At 45.3% G+C, this 21,693-nt stretch carries 14 protein-coding genes, 3 tRNA genes and 1 pseudogene; 10 read left to right on the forward strand and 8 right to left on the reverse strand.

All coding sequences use genetic code 11. From position 1 onward, the window contains the following. Positions 1 to 134: 134 nt before the first annotated feature. The gene (locus MiSe_RS19725; RefSeq protein ID WP_226584022.1) at positions 135 to 1,238 is read right to left on the reverse strand and encodes a M24 family metallopeptidase; all 1,104 of its coding nucleotides are present in this window, start codon (positions 1,236 to 1,238) and stop codon (positions 135 to 137) included. 467 nt (positions 1,239 to 1,705) lie between these two features. Further along, positions 1,706 to 2,806 (reverse strand): galactose-1-phosphate uridylyltransferase, encoded by a 1,101-nt coding sequence (gene galT / locus MiSe_RS19730; protein ID WP_226584063.1) that lies wholly within the window; start codon positions 2,804 to 2,806, stop codon positions 1,706 to 1,708. A gap of 334 nt (positions 2,807 to 3,140) precedes the next feature. Here galT and MiSe_RS19735 point away from each other — a divergent pair, with 334 nt between their 5' ends. Then, complete coding sequence (locus tag MiSe_RS19735; protein ID WP_226584023.1) at positions 3,141 to 6,038, forward strand: response regulator; 2,898 nt, start codon at positions 3,141 to 3,143, stop codon at positions 6,036 to 6,038. 402 nt (positions 6,039 to 6,440) lie between these two features. Here the strand turns inward: MiSe_RS19735 and MiSe_RS19740 are convergent, their stop codons facing one another. The 3 genes from MiSe_RS19740 to MiSe_RS19750 form a co-directional block, all read right to left on the reverse strand. Continuing rightward, the gene (locus MiSe_RS19740; protein ID WP_226584026.1) at positions 6,441 to 7,559 is read right to left on the reverse strand and encodes a glycoside hydrolase family 1 protein; all 1,119 of its coding nucleotides are present in this window, start codon (positions 7,557 to 7,559) and stop codon (positions 6,441 to 6,443) included. Between the two features lie 250 nt (positions 7,560 to 7,809). Next, complete coding sequence (locus MiSe_RS19745; protein ID WP_226584030.1) at positions 7,810 to 9,720, reverse strand: glycoside hydrolase family 2 protein; 1,911 nt, start codon at positions 9,718 to 9,720, stop codon at positions 7,810 to 7,812. Positions 9,721 to 10,046: 326 nt separating this feature from the next. Further along, a complete protein-coding gene (locus MiSe_RS19750) occupies positions 10,047 to 10,355 on the reverse strand; it encodes an STAS domain-containing protein (protein WP_226584032.1) in 309 nt (102 codons plus the stop codon). Positions 10,356 to 11,036: 681 nt separating this feature from the next. Between MiSe_RS19750 and MiSe_RS19755 the strand changes: the two are divergent. Further along, positions 11,037 to 12,263: pseudogene (locus MiSe_RS19755) on the forward strand (glycosyltransferase family 1 protein); the annotation flags it as partial. Positions 12,264 to 12,541: 278 nt separating this feature from the next. Further along, complete coding sequence (gene glf / locus MiSe_RS19760; protein ID WP_226584039.1) at positions 12,542 to 13,774, forward strand: UDP-galactopyranose mutase; 1,233 nt, start codon at positions 12,542 to 12,544, stop codon at positions 13,772 to 13,774. A 210-nt stretch (positions 13,775 to 13,984) separates the two neighbouring features. Here the strand turns inward: glf and MiSe_RS19765 are convergent, their stop codons facing one another. Next, on the reverse strand, positions 13,985 to 14,281 hold the full coding sequence (locus MiSe_RS19765; RefSeq protein WP_226584042.1) for a DUF3493 domain-containing protein: 297 nt from the start codon (positions 14,279 to 14,281) through the stop codon (positions 13,985 to 13,987). An 877-nt stretch (positions 14,282 to 15,158) separates the two neighbouring features. Between MiSe_RS19765 and MiSe_RS19770 the strand changes: the two genes are divergently transcribed. The 6 genes from MiSe_RS19770 to MiSe_RS19795 all read left to right on the forward strand — a co-directional run bounded on the left by MiSe_RS19770 (position 15,159) and on the right by MiSe_RS19795 (position 19,821). Continuing rightward, on the forward strand, positions 15,159 to 15,542 hold the full coding sequence (locus MiSe_RS19770) for a hypothetical protein (protein WP_226584046.1): 384 nt from the start codon (positions 15,159 to 15,161) through the stop codon (positions 15,540 to 15,542). A gap of 205 nt (positions 15,543 to 15,747) precedes the next feature. Then, positions 15,748 to 16,263, forward strand: coding sequence for a L,D-transpeptidase (locus MiSe_RS19775; protein ID WP_226584047.1), 516 nt, complete (start codon positions 15,748 to 15,750; stop codon positions 16,261 to 16,263). Positions 16,264 to 16,483: 220 nt separating this feature from the next. Further along, complete coding sequence (locus MiSe_RS19780) at positions 16,484 to 18,301, forward strand: ABC transporter ATP-binding protein (RefSeq protein WP_226584051.1); 1,818 nt, start codon at positions 16,484 to 16,486, stop codon at positions 18,299 to 18,301. Between the two features lie 96 nt (positions 18,302 to 18,397). After that, positions 18,398 to 19,546 carry a hemolysin family protein gene (locus MiSe_RS19785; protein ID WP_226584054.1) on the forward strand — a complete coding sequence of 383 codons (1,149 nt, stop codon included), beginning with the start codon at positions 18,398 to 18,400 and terminating at the stop codon, positions 19,544 to 19,546. Between the two features lie 63 nt (positions 19,547 to 19,609). After that, positions 19,610 to 19,695, forward strand: a tRNA-Tyr gene (locus MiSe_RS19790). 54 nt (positions 19,696 to 19,749) lie between these two features. Continuing rightward, a tRNA-Thr gene (locus tag MiSe_RS19795) sits at positions 19,750 to 19,821 on the forward strand. 230 nt (positions 19,822 to 20,051) lie between these two features. On the opposite strand, the gene MiSe_RS19800 is transcribed toward MiSe_RS19795, so the two are convergent. After that, positions 20,052 to 20,231, reverse strand: coding sequence for a hypothetical protein (locus MiSe_RS19800; protein ID WP_226584057.1), 180 nt, complete (start codon positions 20,229 to 20,231; stop codon positions 20,052 to 20,054). A gap of 160 nt (positions 20,232 to 20,391) precedes the next feature. Beyond that, positions 20,392 to 20,465: transfer RNA gene (locus MiSe_RS19805), tRNA-Arg, on the reverse strand. A gap of 1,115 nt (positions 20,466 to 21,580) precedes the next feature. On the opposite strand from MiSe_RS19805, the gene MiSe_RS19810 reads away from it, so the two are divergent. Continuing rightward, on the forward strand, positions 21,581 to 21,693 hold a 113-nt coding region (locus MiSe_RS19810), incomplete at its 3' end, for a reverse transcriptase N-terminal domain-containing protein (protein ID WP_226584065.1).

Below are 21,693 nucleotides of genomic sequence, written 5' to 3' on the forward strand. Positions count from 1 at the left end.
TAAAACCCGCCCCTACATTCCAGCAGATTGCAAACTCGTCTGTGGTACAGCCTTTTGGCTGAGTTTGTCTAGCGGCACCCTTAAGGGTGCCGCTAAACAAACTCAGGTGTACCTCGGCTGCAATCTGCTATAAATTATCCCATCTCCAAAGGCAAGGGGCGCAATCTCGCTTCTATTTCAATACTAGGCCAATTGGCATCGAAAGTTAGATTTTCCAACTTTCCATCCGCCAGAATAACAAAAGTATCTTCAATCTTTGCAGCGGGTAAACTTGGATTCCAAGCAACCGCCATATTTTCTGCCAAAGTATCGGTAGTAGTAGGATTTGCGACAATTTCTCGCGCTAGATATCCGGTTGTTCCTCCTTGGTGATGTTCGCGGATGGCATTGGCATATCCATATTTTTCATAAGCTTGTTTCAGCGCATCGTAAACGGAATTAAGCGCTGTTCCTCCTTGGCATAAATTCAGCGCGCAAGCTTCGATTTGTTGGATATCCTGGTGCAATTTTTTGTATTCATCCGCCATAGCGCCAAAACAAACAAATCGGGTAAGATTCGCGTACAAACCATATCCCCTAGCGCAAAATACCATCATCGCTTGGTGTCCAATTTGTTCGCTGCTGGGTGTAGCATGACGATAAAGTGGTAAACGCAAGTCACCAGCAACTAAAGTTAATGCTGGATGTAACCCCCTCGCCCACAATGCTTCTGCACCTGCGCCCGCTAGCTGATATTCTGTCCAAGTAGGCTTAGCGGCTTTTAGCACTTCTGTCATCGCTTCGCTTGCTTTACGCCCGACTTCGCGATATCGCTCTAATTCGCTTGACATTAGTACCCGTTTGTGATTTTGCAGCGATGGGGGCAATCGTTTTTCGATGTGGGGAATGGGGCGATCGCATAAGACTTTCCCCCCATTTGTAGCTTCTCTTACAAAAGATTCCCGCGCCTCTGCATCTGCCCAAGGGTTGATTTGGAATTGAAAATTATCGGAAATTTCCTCATCTTTTAACCGCTGGGCTTCAATTTCATCGGTCAATATCCAAGCATTTTCTAACGTTACCAATACTTCTGCTACTCCGGTTTCTGCAGTTAGCAATACGGTATTTGAACCCCCAGCAGTCGCCCATGCAAACCAGTCCGTACCTTTGAGACGAACGCCTTGTGCTTCGGTTTCTGTTAATGCGTTTCGGATTAATTCTAGTTTGGCAGAAACTTCTGAGGAGAATTTATAATTCATAATTTTCCCTCCTAAATTATCGAATTTTGAAATTTCGCACTAGCAATTCCATCCGCCCGTAGATTAAAATCCAAGGGCTTTTAGCAGCAGTCCTTTCAAAAAAACTGAAGATTGTTTTTTAGTCCACTTAAGTGGACTTGAGCTATAGCTGTGGAAATTGATTTCCGGGCGGGTTTGATACGTGAGTTGTAAAGCGTTGTTCATAACATTTTTGCCTGATGAAATTTCGCGCCATTAATTTTGCTATCCCGGATATTAAAATCCAAGGGCTTTTAGCAGCAGTCCTCTCAAGCGGACTGAAGATTGTTTTTTAGTTTACTTGAGTGGACTTTTGCTATAGCTGTGGAAATTCATTGGCGGGCGGGGGAGGACTGAAGATTGTTTTTTAGTCCACTTAAGTGGACTTGAGCTATAGCTGTGGAAATTGATTTCCGGGCGGGTTTGATACGTGAGTTGTAAAGCGTTGTTCATACTCTCACTGGAGTTGTAAGATTTACATGTACAGCTTGCAATTCTTTCGCCTTATCTTCTGGAAGCGCATCGTTAGCAAACATTCCTGCTGCTAGTTCGGTTCCGGCTAGATATTTTAAGCGATCGCTTGTACGATAAGGTGGATAAAACTCGGCGTGTAAGTGCGCTTCTGGATGATAATTTCCATCGGTTGGTGCTTGAAACCACGCCATTAAATACGGAAAGGGACGATGCCACAAACCATCGTATTTAAGGGTGACTGTTTTTAACGCCCTCGCCAGTCCTTGACGCTGCTTTTCGGTCAAATCTAAAAATGTCGCTGCGGGTTGAATCGGGGCAAGCCAAACTTCGTAGGGATAGCGGGCGCAAACGGGAACGAATGCGATCGCTTCCTCATCCAAATAAAGGATTCGTTGGTTATCTTCTATTTCTTTTTGGATTAAATCTTGCAGCAAACCTCGCTGATGTTCTTGGTAATATTTTTGCTGCATTTCTAACATTCTTGCTGGCACAGGTGGCACAAATGGATAGGCGTATATTTGCCCGTGGGGATGCAGCAACGTTACCCCCATTTCTACGCCTTTATTCTCGAAGGGGAGGACGTATTTTATCTGCGGGGAATCTCCTAATACGCGCGTGCGATCGCTCCACACCTGCAACAATAATTCCAGATGATCCAATTCCAACGTACTGAGATTGGCATTTGGATCTTGTGTAAAAACAACAACTTCGCACGCCCCGTTAGCTGGTAAGGTATCGACAATGCTAACAGGCGCATCCTTTGCCCCCAGAGTCATTGAAGGAAAACGGTTATCAAACACCGCCACGTCATACTTACCTTGCGGTAGTTCTGTCGGAAACTTCGGATCGATAGTCGGTGCCAGGGGGTTATATTCCGGCGGCGGCATGAAAGTGCGCCCCTGACGGTGACTGGCATATGCTATCCATTCCCCCCGCAACGGATGCCAGCGCAAATGGGGGTTTGCCCCCAGAGGTTCATCGCTGGGACTGGGGGCGATAATTCCCTCATCAATCGGATATCGGCTGTATAAGGTCAGTTTGCGACCATCTGGTTTTAACAGCTTCTGGGAGTACATCTTTTGACGAATTTCGGCTTTCACTCTTGAGAGTATAGCTGCCTCGCTTTCCTACCTGCCCCTACCTATAGTTGCAAATTAACATTTGTGAGCGAAAAGCTCAAATTTGATCGGGACTTACCCACGACAAGCCTATCACCAAAGTTTCTTGCTGCGATCTCTAGTTGCCAAACCGACGATTTTTCAGAGAAACTTTGGTGTTTGCGTAAGTTTTATTGATGTTACTTTTTATTTGGCAAAAGCATAAGGAATATTGCTAAACTTGCCAAGATGCTAATTTAAGAAGAGATTAATTTCTACTATCTAAAGATAGATTATCAACACCGGGATTATAGTGAACAGATTATTTATCCGCCGACGCTTGCATAGTACTAAGTCTTTTGGCAACCAATCCTTGCCAGTGTTGGCAGGAATCGCTGTTTTAGCCGCTACCCTGTTCCTCAGACAAGCCGTGATTGCACAGGAGGAGGCTGCAATTGACCGCACGCTGCGCTTGCAAGCAGAGAATGCGAAAATCCAGGTTACAGAAAATCTGCTAGGGCAAACCCAGGCGCTAGTTCGGATGGCTGAGGGTTGGGAGGTGCAAGGAAAGCCGCGTCAGGAATACTGGGAAGCTGATGCAAGGCTTTATGTTCAGGACTACCCCGCTTTCCAAGCGATTGAATGGGTAGATGCCTCTAATTATGTGCGCTGGATTGTGCCACTTAAGGGAAACGAGGCGGCGCTCAACATCAACCTGGGGTTTGAACCGAAACGGCAGATGGCGTTGGAGGGGTCTAGAAACACAAGTCAAATAGTTTTTACCCCTACTATCGAACTCAAGCAAGGTGGCAAAGGATTTCTGCTTTTCGTACCCATCGGCAGCAGACTGGACTTCGGTGGGTATATTGTGGGTGTATTTCAAACTGAAAAATTCTTCGACTACACTTTCAAAGAGTTAGATAGGCGGGTTGGACGTAAATACGGGGTGGCGATTTTTGAGGGCGACCAAGAAATTTATAGTCATTACCACAGCAATAGGCGCAACGAACAGAAATGGAGTCATCAGACGACGATCAATTTTTACGGTATCACTTGGCATCTGCGGATTTGGCCTGAGCCGGAGTTAGTTGAAGAAAAATCTCTACTAGATGAATTAATTTTGGCTGGGGGAGTAACTATAGCTTGCTTGCTTTCTGGGACAATTTTTTTATTTCAAACCAGCCAGCGCCAGGTAAAAAAACTTGATGCAGCCAACCACAACCTCGAAAATGAAATCGTTGAACGCCAACGAGTAGAGGAGGCGTTAAAAAAAAGCGAGAGGCTATTTCGCATCTTGGCTGAAATCTCCCCGGTGGGAATTTTCCGCTCAGATGCTGAGGGACAAATTATTTATGCCAACTCACGCGCTTGTCAAATAGTTGGCGTGACCTTGGAAAAAGTACTGGGATGGAAATGGGGCGATTATCTTCATCCAGAGGAGCGACAACGAGTCTATAAAACCTGGCTATATGCGATCGCTCATCAAGTTCCTTGGCATGAAGAATACCGTTTATTACATCAGGAAGGAAGGGTAATCTGGGTATTAGCCCAAACCGATGTAGAACGGGAAGAAACAGGCACTGTCATCGGATATGTGGGGACTTTAACCGACATCACCGAACGCAAACAAGCAGAATTCGCTCTCCAACAAGCACTAGCAGCAGCCGAAGCAGCTAATCGCGCCAAAAGTGCCTTTCTTGCTTCTATGAGTCACGAACTGCGTACTCCTCTCAATGCGATTCTCGGCTTTAGCCAGATCCTATCTTCGAGCGAGTCTTTGACGCTAGAGGAACGGGAACAGATAGAGATCGTTAATCGTAGCGGTCAGCATTTGCTGGAGCTAATCAACGACATTTTGTCAATGTCCAAAATTGAAGCGGGTCGCATTACCTTAAATGAAAATCGCTTTGATTTGTACGGACTACTCGACTCAGTTAAAGATCTGCTGCAACTCAAAGCCAAATCTAAAGGATTGCAGCTTTTTTTTGCATACGCAAAAGACATTCCCCAATACATTCAAACCGATGAAAGCAAACTCCGCCAAGTCCTGATTAATCTCTTGGGTAACGCGATTAAATTTACCTCGACTGGCAGCGTTACCTTGCGCGTAAAAATAGCAGAGGAGCAGGGGAGATGGGGAGCAGGTGAGCAGTTGAGCAGGGGAGCAGGTGAGCAGGTGAGCAAGGAACTCCAGGAGAATGTATATCCAAATGCCCCTCTGCCCCTCTGCCCCTCTGCCCACCTGCCCACCTGCCCCTCTGCCACTCTGCACTCAAATCATCTCAGCCTTTGGTTTAACGTCGAAGACACTGGGCCTGGTATTGCCCCTGAAGAAATAGACGTTTTATTTGAACCATTTGTGCAAACCAAAACAGGACAAAAATCGATTGAAGGAACCGGCTTAGGTTTAGCTATTAGCCGAGAATTTGTCAGATTGATGGGGGGAGATATCAGCGTCAGCAGCACCCTCGGTCAGGGTTCAATTTTTACCTTTGATATCAAAGTGAGTTTGGTAGATGCGGCTGATATTGAAACAACAGTAACCAGTCTGCGAGTCATTGGTTTAGAGCCAAATCAACCAAAATACCGCATCTTAATTGTTGAGGATATAGAACAGAATCGCCTTCTGCTGTCCCAACTGCTTGCACGCTTGGGATTTGAACTTCGTGAAGCTATCAATGGTCAAGAAGCTGTTGAAATGTGGCAGAGTTGGCAACCAGATCTAATTGTGATGGATATGAAAATGCCAGTCATGGACGGCTACGAGGCAACCAAGCGAATACGCGAAGCACCAAACAGTCAGGATACTGTTATTATTGCCCTGACAGCCAGTGCATTTGATGAGCAGCGAGAAGATATTTTAACAGCTGGTTGTAATGACTTTATTAGTAAACCCTTCCGAGGGGAAATTTTATATGAAAAAATAGCGCTTTACTTAAACATTCGCTATATTTATGCAGGAGAAAATCAAGCTGCTTCAATTCAGCAATCGCTACAGCCTTTGCAGTTGACAAAAGAGGCGCTAAGTGTTATGCCAAATGAGTGGGTGGAAGAGCTATATCAGGCAGCGATCGCACTCGATGAAAGGCGAATTATCGAACTGATTAACCAAATTCCCGCTCGTGAAGCTGTGCTTGCCAAAATTTTAACAGATTTAGTCGATAATTTTCGTCTAGACCTGATTGTCAATTGTTTAAATGAGGAATTTTGAAACGAATAACGCAAGTTGCAAGCTTGCTAATTGCTAATTGCTAATTGCTAATATAGGATTTTTACTCACATTAGCCATTAGCCTCGTGACCCAGGCGGTCGCCTGGGAACGCCATTAGCTGCTATGCATGAGATAACCAGCAACTTGAGTTAATACTAATAAAAGCTTTTATCTATCCCCCTTTCTCGTTTCCTGGCTCTGCCAGGAAATGTCTAATTAGAGGCTCTGCCTCTGTATTATACCAAAGCGAGGCAGAGCCTCTATATCAGAGTTCCCATGCAGAGCATGGGAACGAGTTACGAGTTACAAATATGGTGGAATGGTGCGTTACGCTATCGCTAACTACTCCTAAAGATATTTTAAAAGCCTGCGTAGGCAGGCTTTGTTTGTATAGCCGCGCCTTTAGGCGTTAGGCATTATTCCCTCAAATTGTTGCCTTTGATTCTGCAATTCATCGGCTAAAGGCTGATAAATTTCCCTTTCTCCCACATCATCAGGATAGTCCCAAAGACCGTTGTGGCAGTGGCGGTCATCTTCCCAACCAGGGTGATTGATAATTGGGTATAAACAAATTCCTTCAACTGGAATCCCCATTTTAATTGCCGCCAATACTTCACCGCAGACATACTTAAACCAAAGCGGTCTATAATAATCCTCTGTTCCCGTTTCAGCGATGAACAAAGGACGCTGATACCGCTCTGAAACTTCCTGTAACATGTATCGAAATGGGGTATACAGGGGATCGGTTATTTTCATCGGTTCTTCTTTGTGAATCCACTGATTGCGGTCGTAATAATTCACACCGATGATATCGAGATATTTTTCCTGTCCGCCTAGTTCGGGATGTTGCCTTCCAGCAATCATATCCCAAGCTTGATATTGGGCTAGACGATAATTTTCGGCGATAATGCGATCGCTCAACTTCTTCGGGTCGGCAATAATATTAATCACCGGATCGATCAAGCACATTCTGGCTTTGGGATTCACATCCCAGACTGCTTCTATCGCTGCGATCGCTGCCCGTACCAATTGTACCTTTAGTTCGTCTCCCCGCCCTTTGGCAAACGGATTGATAATTCCCTTATCCCCACCTGCCCAAGAAACAAAGGAAATCTCATTTACGGGTGTAATGAAAGGAATAGCATCGCTTTCATCTTTTAGCAATTGGGTAAAAGCACGCGCCAAACGTTCAAAGCGCTTGACAAATTCCGGACTAAAGATATCAATATCATCAGGCCAGCCATAGTGGAATAAATCCCACATTACCTGCATCCCCATTTTATTCGCAGTCCGCCAAATAGGTAGCACGGTGGCAAAATCAAATTTACCCTGACGTTCGATCAAGTGCCAGCGAATCCCTTCCCTGACGGTAAAAATTCCTTGGTCTTGCAAGCGCTGATAATCAGGGGCAACAAATTGATCGTGGAAGGTAGAAGCAACGACATCTAAGCGCCTACCCGAACGTGTATGGTGGGTGGAACATTCAAATCCACCCATGAAGAAACTATTGAATATGGTCATTGGTGATTGGTAATTGGTAATTGGTCATTGGTAATGGGTAGCGGGTAGTGGGTAGTAGGTAAATTTTTTCTATCTATTACCAATTACCCATTACCCATTACCCATTACCTATTAACGCAAGTTGCTAGTTATAAACAAGGGCGTTGCCAGCTGGCTAATTGCTAATTGCTAATATAGTATTTTTACTGACATTAGCCATTAGCCATTAGCCATTAGCTTCTATTCATGAGATAACTAGCAACTTGAGTTATTACCGATTTGCTGGTAAAAACTCAGCTTCCGGTAATTTTGATTCAACAGGCGGGGGGATGACATCTTCCTCGCGGATAGTCCATCCTAAAGTTGCTGCTGCGATTGCTTCGAGCGGAAACTTCGGCGTCCGGTCGGCATATAATAAACCGTTGGCTTCTTGGAACGTATCTGTCAATTGGGTATAGCAAAAGCCGCTGAATAATTCTACTTTATTCACCGCATTTAGTAGCGCGGTATACCGCATTTGCAACTCAGATGTGTTCGAGGAACGAACGTATCCCCAGACTTTATCCGCTTCGGGGTTATTGCGTTCCGCGTAGGCAATGCCACCAAATTCAGTTAACATGATCGGTTGTCCTCGGTGGGGGTGTCCATCCAAAGTCAGGATGCGACCTCCGGGACGCTTGTGAGCGAACAATTCTGCTAAGTTAACTTGAGGGCCGTAGCGTTTTGCCAAACTGCGGGGATTGTTATCGTAATCGTGGATAGCGAGAATATCTGTCGCCACACTTTCCCAACCATCGTTACCAACAACGGGACGAGTCGGGTCTAAAGTTTTGGTCAAATGATACAGCGCTTGGACACAATGTCGATGGGCGGGGGTTTCAACTAAATTCGGTACGCCCCAAGATTCGTTAAACGGAACCCACACTACAATACATGGGTGGCTAGCATCGCGCTCGATAACTTGGGTCCATTCTTTTGTCAGTCGTTCTACCGCTTTGGGTGTAAATCTGTATGCGCTGGGCATTTCTTCCCAAACTAGCAAACCGAGGACATCTGCCCAATATAAAAAGCGCGGATCTTCTATCTTTTGGTGCTTGCGTACTCCGTTAAACCCCATTGCTTTAACTAATTCCACATCCCGTTGAATTGCTTCATCATCGGGTGGCGTCATCAGGGTATCGGGCCAGTATCCTTGGTCTAGAATTAGACGCAGGTAGTAGGGACGACCGTTGAGCATGAAGCGATCGCGCTGGATACTCACCGCGCGCATTGCTGTATAAGACTTCACCTCATCCAGCAATTTACCTTCGTGCCACAGTTCAATCTCAGCATCAATTAATGTCGGTTTTTCCGGACTCCAAAGCAATTCATTGCGGTAGTCATCAATACCAGGATCGGAAAGCGCAATCCGGCGATGAATCTCTCCGTGAATTACTTCGTAGGTATCGTTGACCAACAGTTGACAACCTGCTGTCAGTTTTACCTTGATTTGCACACCATCTTTAAATTCACCCGCCACAAACGCTTCAAAACCAATTTCCCAGCGTTCAAACTGCGGCGTCCAGCGGATACGATCGATATAGGTGTTGGGGACGCGCTCAACCCAAACGGTTTGCCAAATCCCGCTGGTGCGAGGATACCAAATACTGTGAGGTTCGCGCTGCCAATCTTGCTTTCCGCGCGGTTTTGCTAATTCATGGGGGTCATCTTCTGCCCAAACTGTGACTCGCTGACGCCCATTTTGATGCAAAACTGGTGTAATATCCGCACTAAACGGGGTATGCCCGCCTTCGTGTTCGATGATAAATTGATCGTTTACCCAAACTCTTGCTTTATAATCTACCGCCCCAAAGTGGAGCAATACGCGACCTTCCCCTTCAGGTACGTCAAATTCGCGCTCGTACCAGCAATTCGGATGAAATCCCGTATCGCCAATTCCGCTTCTAGAAGATTCCGGCGCAAAGGGAACTTCTATTGTATGAGTCCATTCAGAAATATCGTTGGGTTGCGCGTATTTACCCAGGTCGTCAAAGGTAAATTTCCACGCACCGTTCAGACAATGCCAATGCGATCGCATCAATTGCGGACGCGGATATGCCGCCCTTGAAGAATTAGCGCCGATACCAGGCTCAGCGGTATCTTTCACGTAACAATTTTCCAGCCACTTACCCAATGATTGCATAAAAACATCTACCCCAGGTTATATTTCTATTCTATCTATTCGTAACAGATAATAAACACCTTTAAGTAAGTTTACAAAAATTTTAATCTTCATTATTGATGAGTTTGCTAAACCCTTAATACAGAAGAGTTCGCTTATACAAGTAAAAAAATAGTAGGGCAGAGATTGCTTACCCTACTACTGATGAATCGACCTGTTATTGATCAGCTTGGACTATCTATGCATTAACGCAATGGCTGCGGCTAATAGCTAAAGGCTAATGTCAGAGACAAGCTATATTAAGTAACTTTTACAAGCAATGAGCAATTAGCAATTAGCAATTAGCCTTAATTAGAAACACTCTCAAAAACTTGATCCAAACCAGTCAGTTCAAACAATATTCTGGCTTGCTCGTTCATCGAGCAGATAAAAAGTTTTCTACCCGCATCGCGAACTGTTTTGAATGCTAACACTAGAGCGAGTAAGCCAGAACTGGTAATACAAGCAACTTCTTTGAGGTCAATCAAAACCGTGTTAAATCCACCCTCAATAATTCTTTCAATTTCTCGATGAAATTGACTGGCAGTTGCACTATCGAAAACCTTGGGAAACTTCACCACTGGAGTGATAATATTCTTATCGACGCTCGTCTTCATTTCACTGACCTCATTTCAACTGTTGCTGATACAATCCGACGTGACTATGCTCGCAAATCACAAATTAATAGCGGTATTCAAAATGAATTTTATTCTGCACAAATACCGCTAACAATCTGTAGATGCTAGGTATACTTGCCTGACATAGTCTTAGTTAAAACATGTTAAGAAGATGTTCAACGTATAACGCGATTGTGCGAATTATTTCATCTATCGTAAGTAGGAATAACTACCTTTAAAATTGGTTGGTAATAGTCAATACAAATATAATAACCGCTGAAAAAACCTCACAGAAGAAACAATTTTATTAATCTAGAGAAGATAAATCAAACGCGGAGCGCCTCAACTGATTGCTAATTGTATACTTTGACGATGCAAGTACCCTCATTTTTATGACTCTAGGATGATTTTTGCTACAAAAACAGAAGAAATTACTTCGCTCGGTAGAAGACTAAAGCCAAAAATCATCGTAAATTTTAATAAAGAGTTGCAAGCGGTTAACTCTTTTGGTAGATGGGTCAAGGGCTAACACCTATCTTTAGGATGAGATCCAAGACAAAGCAAGCTTACACCATCAGGAGGTAGTTAAACAAGCCAGCCTGGGTTTTTAATGCCTTTTAATAGGCATCCAAGTCAATAGACCTGTTAAACCAATCGAATAAAACGTTTCCCAAAAGCAATATGTTTGAACAAGAAGCTAAAATTAACAACTCAGTCAGTCAGGTCGCTTCAAGGGAGGTGAAATCGCCACAAAAGCAGATGTCGAAAGCGGATTTAGGCACATGCAACGCACAGTTACCAGCGGCTCTGGTGTGTTTGTGTCATTTGCGATGGAATTTCGTGTATCAAAGACCGCAACATCTTTTAAGTCGCTGTGCAAAAGAGCGGCGGGTTTTCTTGATTGAAGAGCCGATTTTTAATGCCAATAATTCATCGGGACGATTGGAGATAGGTAAGTGCGAAAGTGGTGTGTGCGTGGTAGTACCGCATTTGCCGGAAGGATTGAGTGAAGAAGAAGCGATTGCAACGCAAAAATCCCTTTTAGACGAACTTTTTCAACAACACCAGATCCAAGACTACATCCTCTGGTACTACACGCCGATGGCGATTCCTTTCACGCGCCACCTAGAACCCCAGGTAGTTGTCTACGACTGCATGGACGAATTATCTGCATTTAAAGGCGCGTCACCCATTTTAAGAGAAAGGGAAGTTGAACTGCTCCAGCGCGCAGACTTAGTATATACCGGCGGACAAAGCCTTTACGAAGCCAAACGCGATCGCCATCCAAATGTGTACGCCTTTCCCAGCAGCATCGACGTACCCCATTTTGCTCAAGCGAGAACATTAACCGCAGATCCCGCAGATCAAGCAAATATTCCCCATCCTCGTCTTGGCTTTTTTGGCGTCATAGACGAACGGATGGACATCGAATTGTTAGCTGGAATCGCCGCAGCAAGACCAGATTGGCATTTGGTCATCATCGGTCCAGTGGTCAAAATCGATCCAAACATCTTACCACGCCCCCAAAATATTCACTATCTTGGGGGCAAATCGTATCAAGAATTACCTGGGTATATCGCCGGGTGGGATGTGGCGCTGCTGCCATTTGCCCGCAACGAATCAACGCGCTTTATTAGTCCCACCAAAACACCCGAATATCTAGCCGCAGGTAAACCAGTTGTGTCTACATCGATTCGCGATGTCGTGCGTCCCTACGGACAAGAAGGGTTAGTTGAAATTGCCGACACGGTAGAAGATTTCGTCGCCGCTGTTGAAAAAGTTATGGCTCGCAATCCGGAAACATCGGGATGGTTGAGTCGAGTTGATGCCTTCTTGGCAAATAATTCTTGGGATCGCACTTGGGCGCAAATGAATCAATTAATCGAGTCCCAAATTAGCGTGAAAAAGACCTGAAGACGCGGATTTTGTCGCGGATACGCGGATGGTATTTGAGAGCTGATAGCTGGTGGGGCGGGTTTTTAGCAATTGTTGATTGTTTTTATGGATTGTTGGTGAAACCCTACCCTGCACAACTAACCATCAGCGATTAGCGATTAGCGATTAGCGATTAGCAATTAGCGATTAGCAATTAGCGATTAGCAATTAGCGATTAGCAATTAGCGATTAGCAATTAGCGATTAGCGATTACCCATTACCGATTACCTATTACCAAACGAGGTGTTCCAATGTTCGATTACTTAATTGTAGGTGCAGGTTTCTCTGGCAGCGTTATTGCGGAACACTTAGCAAGTCAAGCGGGTAAAAAAGTCTTGGTTGTTGACCGGCGCAACCACATCGGCGGGAATGCCTATGACCACTATAACGATGACGGCGTTCTGATTCACAGATATGGCCCGCATATCTTTCATACCAACTCGCGGGATGTGTTTGAGTACCTTTCCCAATTCACCGCTTGGCGTCCCTACGAACATCGCGTTCTTGCCAGCGTAGACGGTCAATTGTTGCCAATTCCGATTAATCTCGATACGATTAACAAGCTTTACAGCTTGAACCTTACCTCATTCCAAGTTGAAGAATTTTTCAAATCGGTTGCCGAACCGAAAGAATATATCCACACTTCAGAAGATGTGGTAGTCAGTAAAGTTGGGCGGGAACTTTACGAAAAATTCTTCCGCAACTACACCCGCAAGCAGTGGGGACTCGATCCATCTGAACTCGATAAATCAGTGATTGCTCGCATTCCCACTCGCACTAACCGCGACGATCGCTATTTTACAGATACCTACCAAGCAATGCCTTTGTATGGTTTTACCCGCATGTTTGAAAACATGCTAAACCATCCGAATATCAAGGTAATGCTAAATACCGATTATCGCGAAATCCAAAAAGTTATCCCGTACCGCGAAATCGTTTTTACCGGACCCGTTGATGAATACTTTGATTACCATTACGGGAAATTGCCTTACCGTTCCCTAGACTTCAAGCACGAAACGTTGAATAAGTCCGTACATCAACCAGCACCCGTTGTAAACTATCCCAACGAGCATCTCTATACCCGCGTCACCGAGTTTAAATACTTGACCGGACAAGAGCATCCTCAGACGAGCATTGTTTACGAATTCCCCCGTGCTGAAGGCGATCCTTATTACCCAGTACCGCGTCCGGAAAATGCCGAACTTTACAAGAAATACAAGGCATTAGCGGATGCAACACCTGGTGTTTATTTTGTCGGCAGGTTGGCGACCTATAAATATTACAACATGGATCAATGCGTGGCTCAGGCGCTGACAACCTACAAACAAATCATCACCAAACAGCGCGATGAAGTCATCAAGGAACCGATCGTTTTATCCAATGGGAAGGAGCCTTCAAGCAGTTCTATGTCCTATTCTGCCCCAGAACCTGTATCGGGAAACGGTAAAGGTAAAGCAGATGCTTACGCTGTGTCTGATAAATAACGCAAGTTGCCAGCTTGCTAATTGCTAATTGCTAATTGCTAATTGATGATTGCGATATCTAGTTAATCTACCATTTTTCGTGAGATTAGCCATTAGCCATTAGCCATTAGCTTCTATGCATGAGATAACTAGCAACTTGGGTTAAATAAGGATTGGGAATTGCTGATTTCAGATTGCAGATTTAATTCCATCTGCAATTTGAAATTTCCTCTATTTTCGACTCGCCCGCTGTTCTAAGCGAAATAGCCAAACCATCAACGCTACGACGCCGACTTGCAGGGCAAAATTAGGCAACGCCGATTCCACTTCTCGACCTGCGGCTAACTGCGCTAGGAATATAAATGCACCGATAAAACCCGAAGCACCGCAAGCTAGATAAACAAATTGCCTCAAACCTCGGTAAGGTGCTTGCGCTTCCGCTTTCAAGCGTGCATATTTTTCCGGGCTAAGGGGTGGTTTGTTTTTGGTGCGATCGCTACTAGATTCGCCCGTACCTGGATCTGCCATTATACTTCCCAATTTAGATTTAAAATTTATTTTAGATTTTAACGGCGCTTGTCAAGCGGGGCGAATTGATCGAGTGCAAAACCGGGACGAAAACCTCCAGTTTTTGCTATATAACGCAAGTTGCTAGTTAACGCAAGTTGCTAGTTATAAACTTTGGCGTTGCCAGCTTGCTAATTGCTAATTGCTAATATAGGATTTTTACCAATCTCGCCATTAGCCATTAGCCATTAGCCGCTCCCAGAGAGATAACTAGCAACTTGAGTTAGTTATGGAATATTGGTATTAGATCCCCCCCAGCCCCCCTTAATCAGGGGGGGCTGGGGGGGATCCCCCTCCCGTCCCCCTTCAAAAGGGGGATGTGAGGGGGATCGCTTTTTTTCTCCGGGGTTTGGGGGGATCGGTTTTATAACTAGCAACTTGCGTTATATAGTCTCAGCGCAAATCATAGACAAATGCAAGAATTTCTCCGATTTTATCTTAATGGGCAGTTTTTTTACTGTTGAGTTCTACAATCTATCCAGGTATACGCGAGCGCAGTTTTGCTTATTGTGACTCGACGGTAATCTGTCAATAGCAATATCTTGATTCTACAGTTTAGCTCTAACCATTTTTCGTTATTGACCTAATCTTTAGATAGAATAAACAAGCAATTTATGTATATAAATATACATAAATCAATTTATTATATAGTTCCTGAGGCAGAGGAGTACAAAAAATAATAAAGTTACTGTTTGATTAGGAAATCACAAAATATGCCTCTAATTTTGGCGCTTAGGTAAGCGAGCCTAGCTCCAATTAATCACTCATAAGTTGTAAGTTTGATTTAAGAAGGTGGCATAGAAGTCGAGAAGCTCACTGTTTTAACGAAGGAGATGTCATGAGTCTAAAAAATAATCCAAAACTGTCAATCAAAAATATTACAAGTTTGGCAGGAGTTGCTATTGCAAGTGTTTTACTGAGCTTCCCTGTCTCAGCTCAGACTACTAGCGCTCAAGGATTTGGTAATCCCGGTACCACTAGCGGTCAGGGATTTGATACTCCCGGTACCACTGGCGGTCAAGGATTTGATACTCCCGGTACCACTGGCGGTCAAGGATTTGATACTCCCGGTACCACTGGCGGTCAAGGATTTGATACTCCCGGTACCACTGGCGGTCAGGGATTTGATACTCCCGGTACCACTGGCGGTCAGGGATTTGATACTCCCGGTACCACTGGCGGTCAGGGAACCACAGGTGGGGGTGTAAGAGGTCTTTGGTAATTTTCCAACCATTTCCTACTTCTACAAACACTCTTCAACCAGACAAAATATTTAATATCACTTCCGTTTAATCGCTTCTCTAATAGTCTTTTGCCTTGGCAAATAATCAAGAAAAATAACAGATAAATGAGAACAAAAGCGGAAGTGATATAAATAATTTATTATTTATATTTACTGGTATAAATACTATTTATATTGAAAAATAATGAAACAATTAGTAGCTTGGGCTAGTTTGATATTAACAATTGGTTTATATTCTAGTCCACCAGTTTCATTGGCATCTGAAGAAACTGTAAGACTTATTAATGTTTCCTCAAATTTAGTCGATCAGCCTACACGCTTAGAGATTAATCTCAGCCGCCGTCAAGTAACTCTATATTACGAAAATATGCCAGTTAAAAGTTATCCAGTGGCAGTAGGGCGTCCGGGTTGGGAAACACCAACGGGTGATTTCCAAGTAATTCAGATGTTTCAAAATCCCAAGTGGATAAACCCTTTAACAGGTAAGCAAATTCCCGGAGGCGACCCACAAAATCCTCTAGGTCGCTACTGGATCGGTTTTTGGACAAATGGTAGAGATTGGATTGGCCTTCATGGTACGCCTAATCCTAATTCAGTAGGTAGAGCGGCGTCTCACGGTTGTATTCGTATGTATAACAAAGATATTGAGGAATTATTTTATCTGGTTACCTTGGGAACAGCAGTAAAGGTAGTGCCATAGGTCCGCTACCAACCCTAATATGGGACAGCTCGATACAGGGACAAGGAGGACAAGGGAGATAAAAGACTCAAGAGTTAGCTTATAACCTACATTCCGCTGTTATCGATGGAATGGGAGATATTCACACCACTTTATAATACATAGTGTAGGTGGTATAATACAAGGAGCCAGCAGGCATTACCCACTAGCTGGGATTAGTTGTTTTTCAGGCGTCAGGGTCATGGCTAAATTTCAGGATCTTCTGGGTTACTTCCGGCCTTACCGGACGACTGCCATCTTGAGTATTGCAGCTGCCAGCATTTTTGAAATTGTCGATTTGGTGGTTCCCTATGCAATTGGACAGATTTTAAACGTTTTGTCGGGTCAACCCGTAGATGGGGCGATCAGTGGGGCGAGCGCTCGCGTTTCTGCATTAACTGGGATTCCTGTCAATAAGTATTTATCCCTAGCGGTGTTGATGGGATTGATATTTGTGGTGACGGTAATGAAAGCGCCGGTACAGGTGTGGCTAACGTGGTGGTTTCACTGGGATATTGCGTTGCGATCGCGGCGCGACCAGTCGGAAAAAGCCGTGGAAAAAATCCTCACCCTACCCCTAGAATTTTATGACGAACACAACCCCGGACGGATTGCCGGACGCATCGCCAGAGGACTGGACAACCACATGTGGAGCTATCCCGAAATTGCGGGGCAGCTAATTCCTAAATTAGGCCGAATTATGGGTATTTTTGCGATAATTTGGTTTATTGAGCGGCGAATAGCCGTTTTATTCCTAATTTCGTTCGCAATCATCCTCAGTTTCAGCCTTAAAGGACTAAAACGCCTGATCGATCGAGAACGAATCCTGGATAAATACAGCGAAAGTACCGACAGCCGCACATCGGAAATCATCACCAACATCAAAACCGTCAAAGCCTTTGCCACTGAACCCGCAGAACTAGCGAGCCAGCAGCGGCGTTTAAATCGACAAACAAAGGTATTTCTCGGTCGCATCCACAGAGGTTACGTCAACCTAACCACCTGGCAAAAAACCGTCGTCGAGATGTGCGTTTTTTTCATCCTGGGTCTGACGCTGGCTGGTACTGTGGGAGGAAGCATGTCTCTGGGACACTTCGTTACCACCTTAACCGTCTCCAGCATGGCTTATGCCGAAGTGGAACCGATTTGTATCGTCGCCGAAACCTTTGCCAGACGCTACGCCTCGATGCTGCGATATCACGAATTTATGCAGCAAAAAGCGGGGTTAGATGCAGCCAGCTTAGTTGGCGCTTCAGCAGAAAGAGTATCGCCTTACCACTTTAGTGGCAAAGTCGAATTTTCCCAGGTTAGTTTCGGATACGACAAAGAAAGCCTGGTTTTAGAAGATATCAACCTGCTGATCGAACCCTATCAAACCGTAGCCTTAGTAGGTCGTTCCGGGTCGGGTAAATCTACCTTAGTCAAACTGCTGTTCCGGTATTTTGAACCTACCCAAGGACGCATCCTGATCGACGGTGAAGATATTCGCAGCTTGGATGTTACGGGTTACCGGCGGCGGCTGGCAATTGTCCACCAGGAGGTAGATATCTTCAACGGCACGCTGCTGGATAATTTGACTTACGGCAACCCCAAAGTCTCGTTTGAGCAAGTCGAGGCAGCTTGTCGAATTGCCAAAGTTGATGAAGTGATTCGGCAGTTGTCCCAAGGGTACTATACGGTAGTGGGAGAAAGAGGCGTGCGGCTATCTGGCGGTCAAAGACAGCGTCTAGGAATTGCCAGAGCGCTATTAGTCGATCCGGATCTGCTAATCTTTGACGAAGCGACTTCGAGCCTAGACTACGAATCCGAGCGCTCGATTCAGCTAGCAATGCAGGGCATCTTGGGGACTCGCACTACAATTATCATTGCCCACCGACTGAGTACGGTGCGCGAAGCCGATAAAATAGTAGTTCTCGATCGCGGTCGAATTGTAGAAGTGGGTAACCATACCGAACTCTTGCGCCGCGAGGGGATATATCGGCGTCTGCACTCGCTGCAAGAGACAGGCGAACTAATTTGAGCTATCGGAGATGGGGAGATGATGGAGATAGGGGAGATCAGGAAGTAATTATTTACCCTCGTTCCCCCTTCCCCATCTGACTGCTAATACTTTGCTGTGATTTACTTACCCCTACGATCGTACGTTCTGGCGACCTCTGAAATCGGCCCTTTTTTGGGAAATATCTGGATCGATATCGCGGTATTGGGATTGATGCTGTTGCTTTCGGCTTTTTTCTCAGGGTCGGAAACCGCGATTACAGGACTCGATAATTTTAAACTCAGGGCGCTGATTAAAGAGCAGGGAGAAACCCGCCGGATTTTTACCCTGGCTTTGGAAAACAGAGCCAGGTTTATTACTACCCTTTTGGTGTGTAACACCTTGGTGAATAATTTTTCTGCGATTCTGACCAGCAATTTATTTGCCTTGTGGTTGGGTAATGCTGGAATTGGAATTGCTACTGGCGTCGTGACGTTTCTAGTGCTGATTTTTGGCGAAGTGACGCCCAAATCTTTGGCTATCGGCAATGTGATGCCGGTTTTTAAGTTGGTAGTTCGTCCGATTTACTGGCTTTCGATTGCTTTGTCGCCGGTGATTTATTTGTTTGAAACAATTGCCCAGAGAGTGATTCGCCTGTTTCAGGGGGGTGTTGTTCCAGAGGGCGAGTCTTTAAAAGACCTGGAATTGATGATTGAAATTTTAGGCGGTAAGGGGCATTTGGATTTGGATCAGCACTCCTTGCTGAATAAAGCCTTGAAGCTCGATAGCAAGAGCGCTCGCGATTTGGTAAAACCCAGGATAGAGATGCAGACGATTTCCCGCGACGCGACTTTACAGGATTTGGTCAATCTTTGCTTAGAAACCGGGTATTCCCGCATTCCGGTGCAGGAAGAGTCGAAAGACCAAATTGTCGGAATTGTTCACCTCAAGCGAGCGCTTCAGTATTTGAAATTTTTGCAGAAAGAAGGTTACGACAATGGCTCGGTAACCGAGGTGATGGATTTGCCAGTTTTTGTGCCGGATACTAAACGAGTCGCTAATCTGCTCAAGGAGATGCTGCAACGGCGCTTGCATATCGCGATTGTGGTGGACGAGTACGGCGGTACGGTGGGACTGCTGACCCTGGAAGATATTTTGGAAGAGCTGGTGGGAGAAATTTATGACGAGAGCGATTTTCCGGCGCGCACTTCTGATCGAGGTGCGAAGTCTTACAGCCAGCGCGATCGTACCACCGGCGGCTCGCCGCCCCGATGCCACAAAAATTAATTTACTCAAACCCCTTGCCATCTCAAAAATTGTTGTGCTACTATTATTAATCGTGGTTGACATGGGTCGGTGTCCGAGTGGTTAATGGAGGCGGACTGTAAATCCGCTGGCTTGCGCCTACGCTAGTTCGAATCTAGCCCGGCCCACCACAAAATATGGTAGATTTTAGATGGTGAATCTGAAATTTGCACATACAGCAGAGTGCCCGTGTGGCTCAGTGGTAGAGCACGCCCTTGGTAAGGGCGAGGTCACGAGTTCAATCCTCGTCACGGGCTTTGATAAAAAAGACGAAATAATAAGTATTTGAGCCAATTAAATGGTTGAAAAAGTACTTTTTTACACATGTTGCGCTGTATCTTGACTATGATTTGACTATGATAGCGAGCAAAACTGGCTGTACTTGAAAAGCAGATTAAACCCTGTCCCTATCAATCATTCGATCAAGCTATAAAAATTCGGATAGCTTTATGAGAAAAAACAACCAGTTCCCAAGCTAAAGACGTACTCATGTATCTTTCAGCCGCATGTAAATAGGGAATAGAGCATCGCTTGGTTCTGAATAACCAGTTTGAGGCAATGTATAAAGAACTACCCAAATATAACTGGCACAGGACTTACGCAAGGGCGTTGCCAGAAACCCGGTTTCGACCTTGATCTCTGGTTGCCTTTCCCAACGATTTTTCATAGAAACCGGGAATCTGCACACCTACCCGGTTAAATAAATTAAGCGGGTTAGAGCAGCTTAAACAGTTATAGCGGCGGCAGGACTAGATGCTCTGGGGGATTAGACCAAGTAGACTCAATCAAATTGCTCGTAAAGGGAAGGGAATATGGTTGATTTTAAACGGGTGCGGCAGGACTCGAACCTGCGGCAGACTGCTTAGAAGGCAGTTACTCTATCCACCTGAGTTACGCACCCAACCACCTGTGTGCCATATTATCAAAATTGAGCGAGATTTGTGCAGCCATAGGGGGTGTACTAGACCTCGACCAAACTTTTAGGGCTTCTGGCGCTGTAGCAGCTTATAGTATGTGTACGCCTAAATAGTCCGGAAGGCTTAGAGACGCGTATTTTTACGGGAATCTAAGCCGATCCGGGGGGTTTTAACCGCCTTGCCGTAGTAGAATTGCTTCATCGATAGCATTGCGATCGCAGATCAAGGTTTTGCTTGATGAGCGCAAGGTTGAAAGTACCGGCGCTTTTCTGACAGGTTTAACCAGGATGGCTTTTGATGCAGAATGCAGTTCAACCGCATTCAGCTAAGGAATCCGCCTTGCTAGGGGCACCAGAGCCAATATCGACAATCTGCCTTTGCGAGTCTTCGCGTCTTTTAGTTTGTGCAAAAAGGTTCGCCAGCAGAGCAGATCCCTAGGGATTCCTCTCTGGCAACAGCCAGATAGCCGTTCCGCAAGGTTAAGGGCGACAAGCTAGGGTTTTGGTGAGGTGGAATCTCCCGTTTTTGGACAGGGAGAGGATGGGTGCGATTCGTTGTAACGTGAATCACGGTAATCAGTCCGTACATAACGTTGCCAACCAACTGCAAAAAGAAGGTTGAACTCTCGGTCGGATGAGGGTGCAAGTCCCTCCTCTTTGACTCATAGATGACTCCCTATCTGCCCACACTGACCAGACTCGGATTCTGTCCGGTGAAGCTGGGAACAGGGCGCAACCAGACATCTGTTATGGGATGACACTGGCGCTAATGGGGAGGTCCCAAGGTGAAACAGAGCCTAAAAAAGCAACTTACTCCCAGGCGAGACATAACATAAAAACCTCGACCTGACTGGAGACAAAATCGAATTCCCGCCGCATTCTCCATCCGATAGCGGCAAGAGTCTAGGGAATCCAGTAGTTGAATTGGCTACACCTAACGGAACGAACAATCTAACCGAGGGAACGAAGAAAAACGAATTAAGGGTCTAGGGGAGGTCGAACCCCGACGTAGGCCGGACGAGCAGCTCAATCCCCTGATTCGGGTAGGATAGACCGTAATTGGTCTCTCGGTGTTCAGAGTAAAGGAACTGGAGCAGAGCATGATTAGACACAGCAGCAATGCTAGTGAATCCTGGAAGAATCTACCGTGGAAGAAATTCCGCAGAAATCTCTTCCGCCTACAAAAGCGAATTTACAAAGCTATTCAAGTTGG

Origin of the sequence: Microseira wollei NIES-4236, assembly GCF_020521235.1 — a bacterium.
GTDB classification, from domain to species: Bacteria; Cyanobacteriota; Cyanobacteriia; order Cyanobacteriales; family Aerosakkonemataceae; genus Microseira; species Microseira wollei.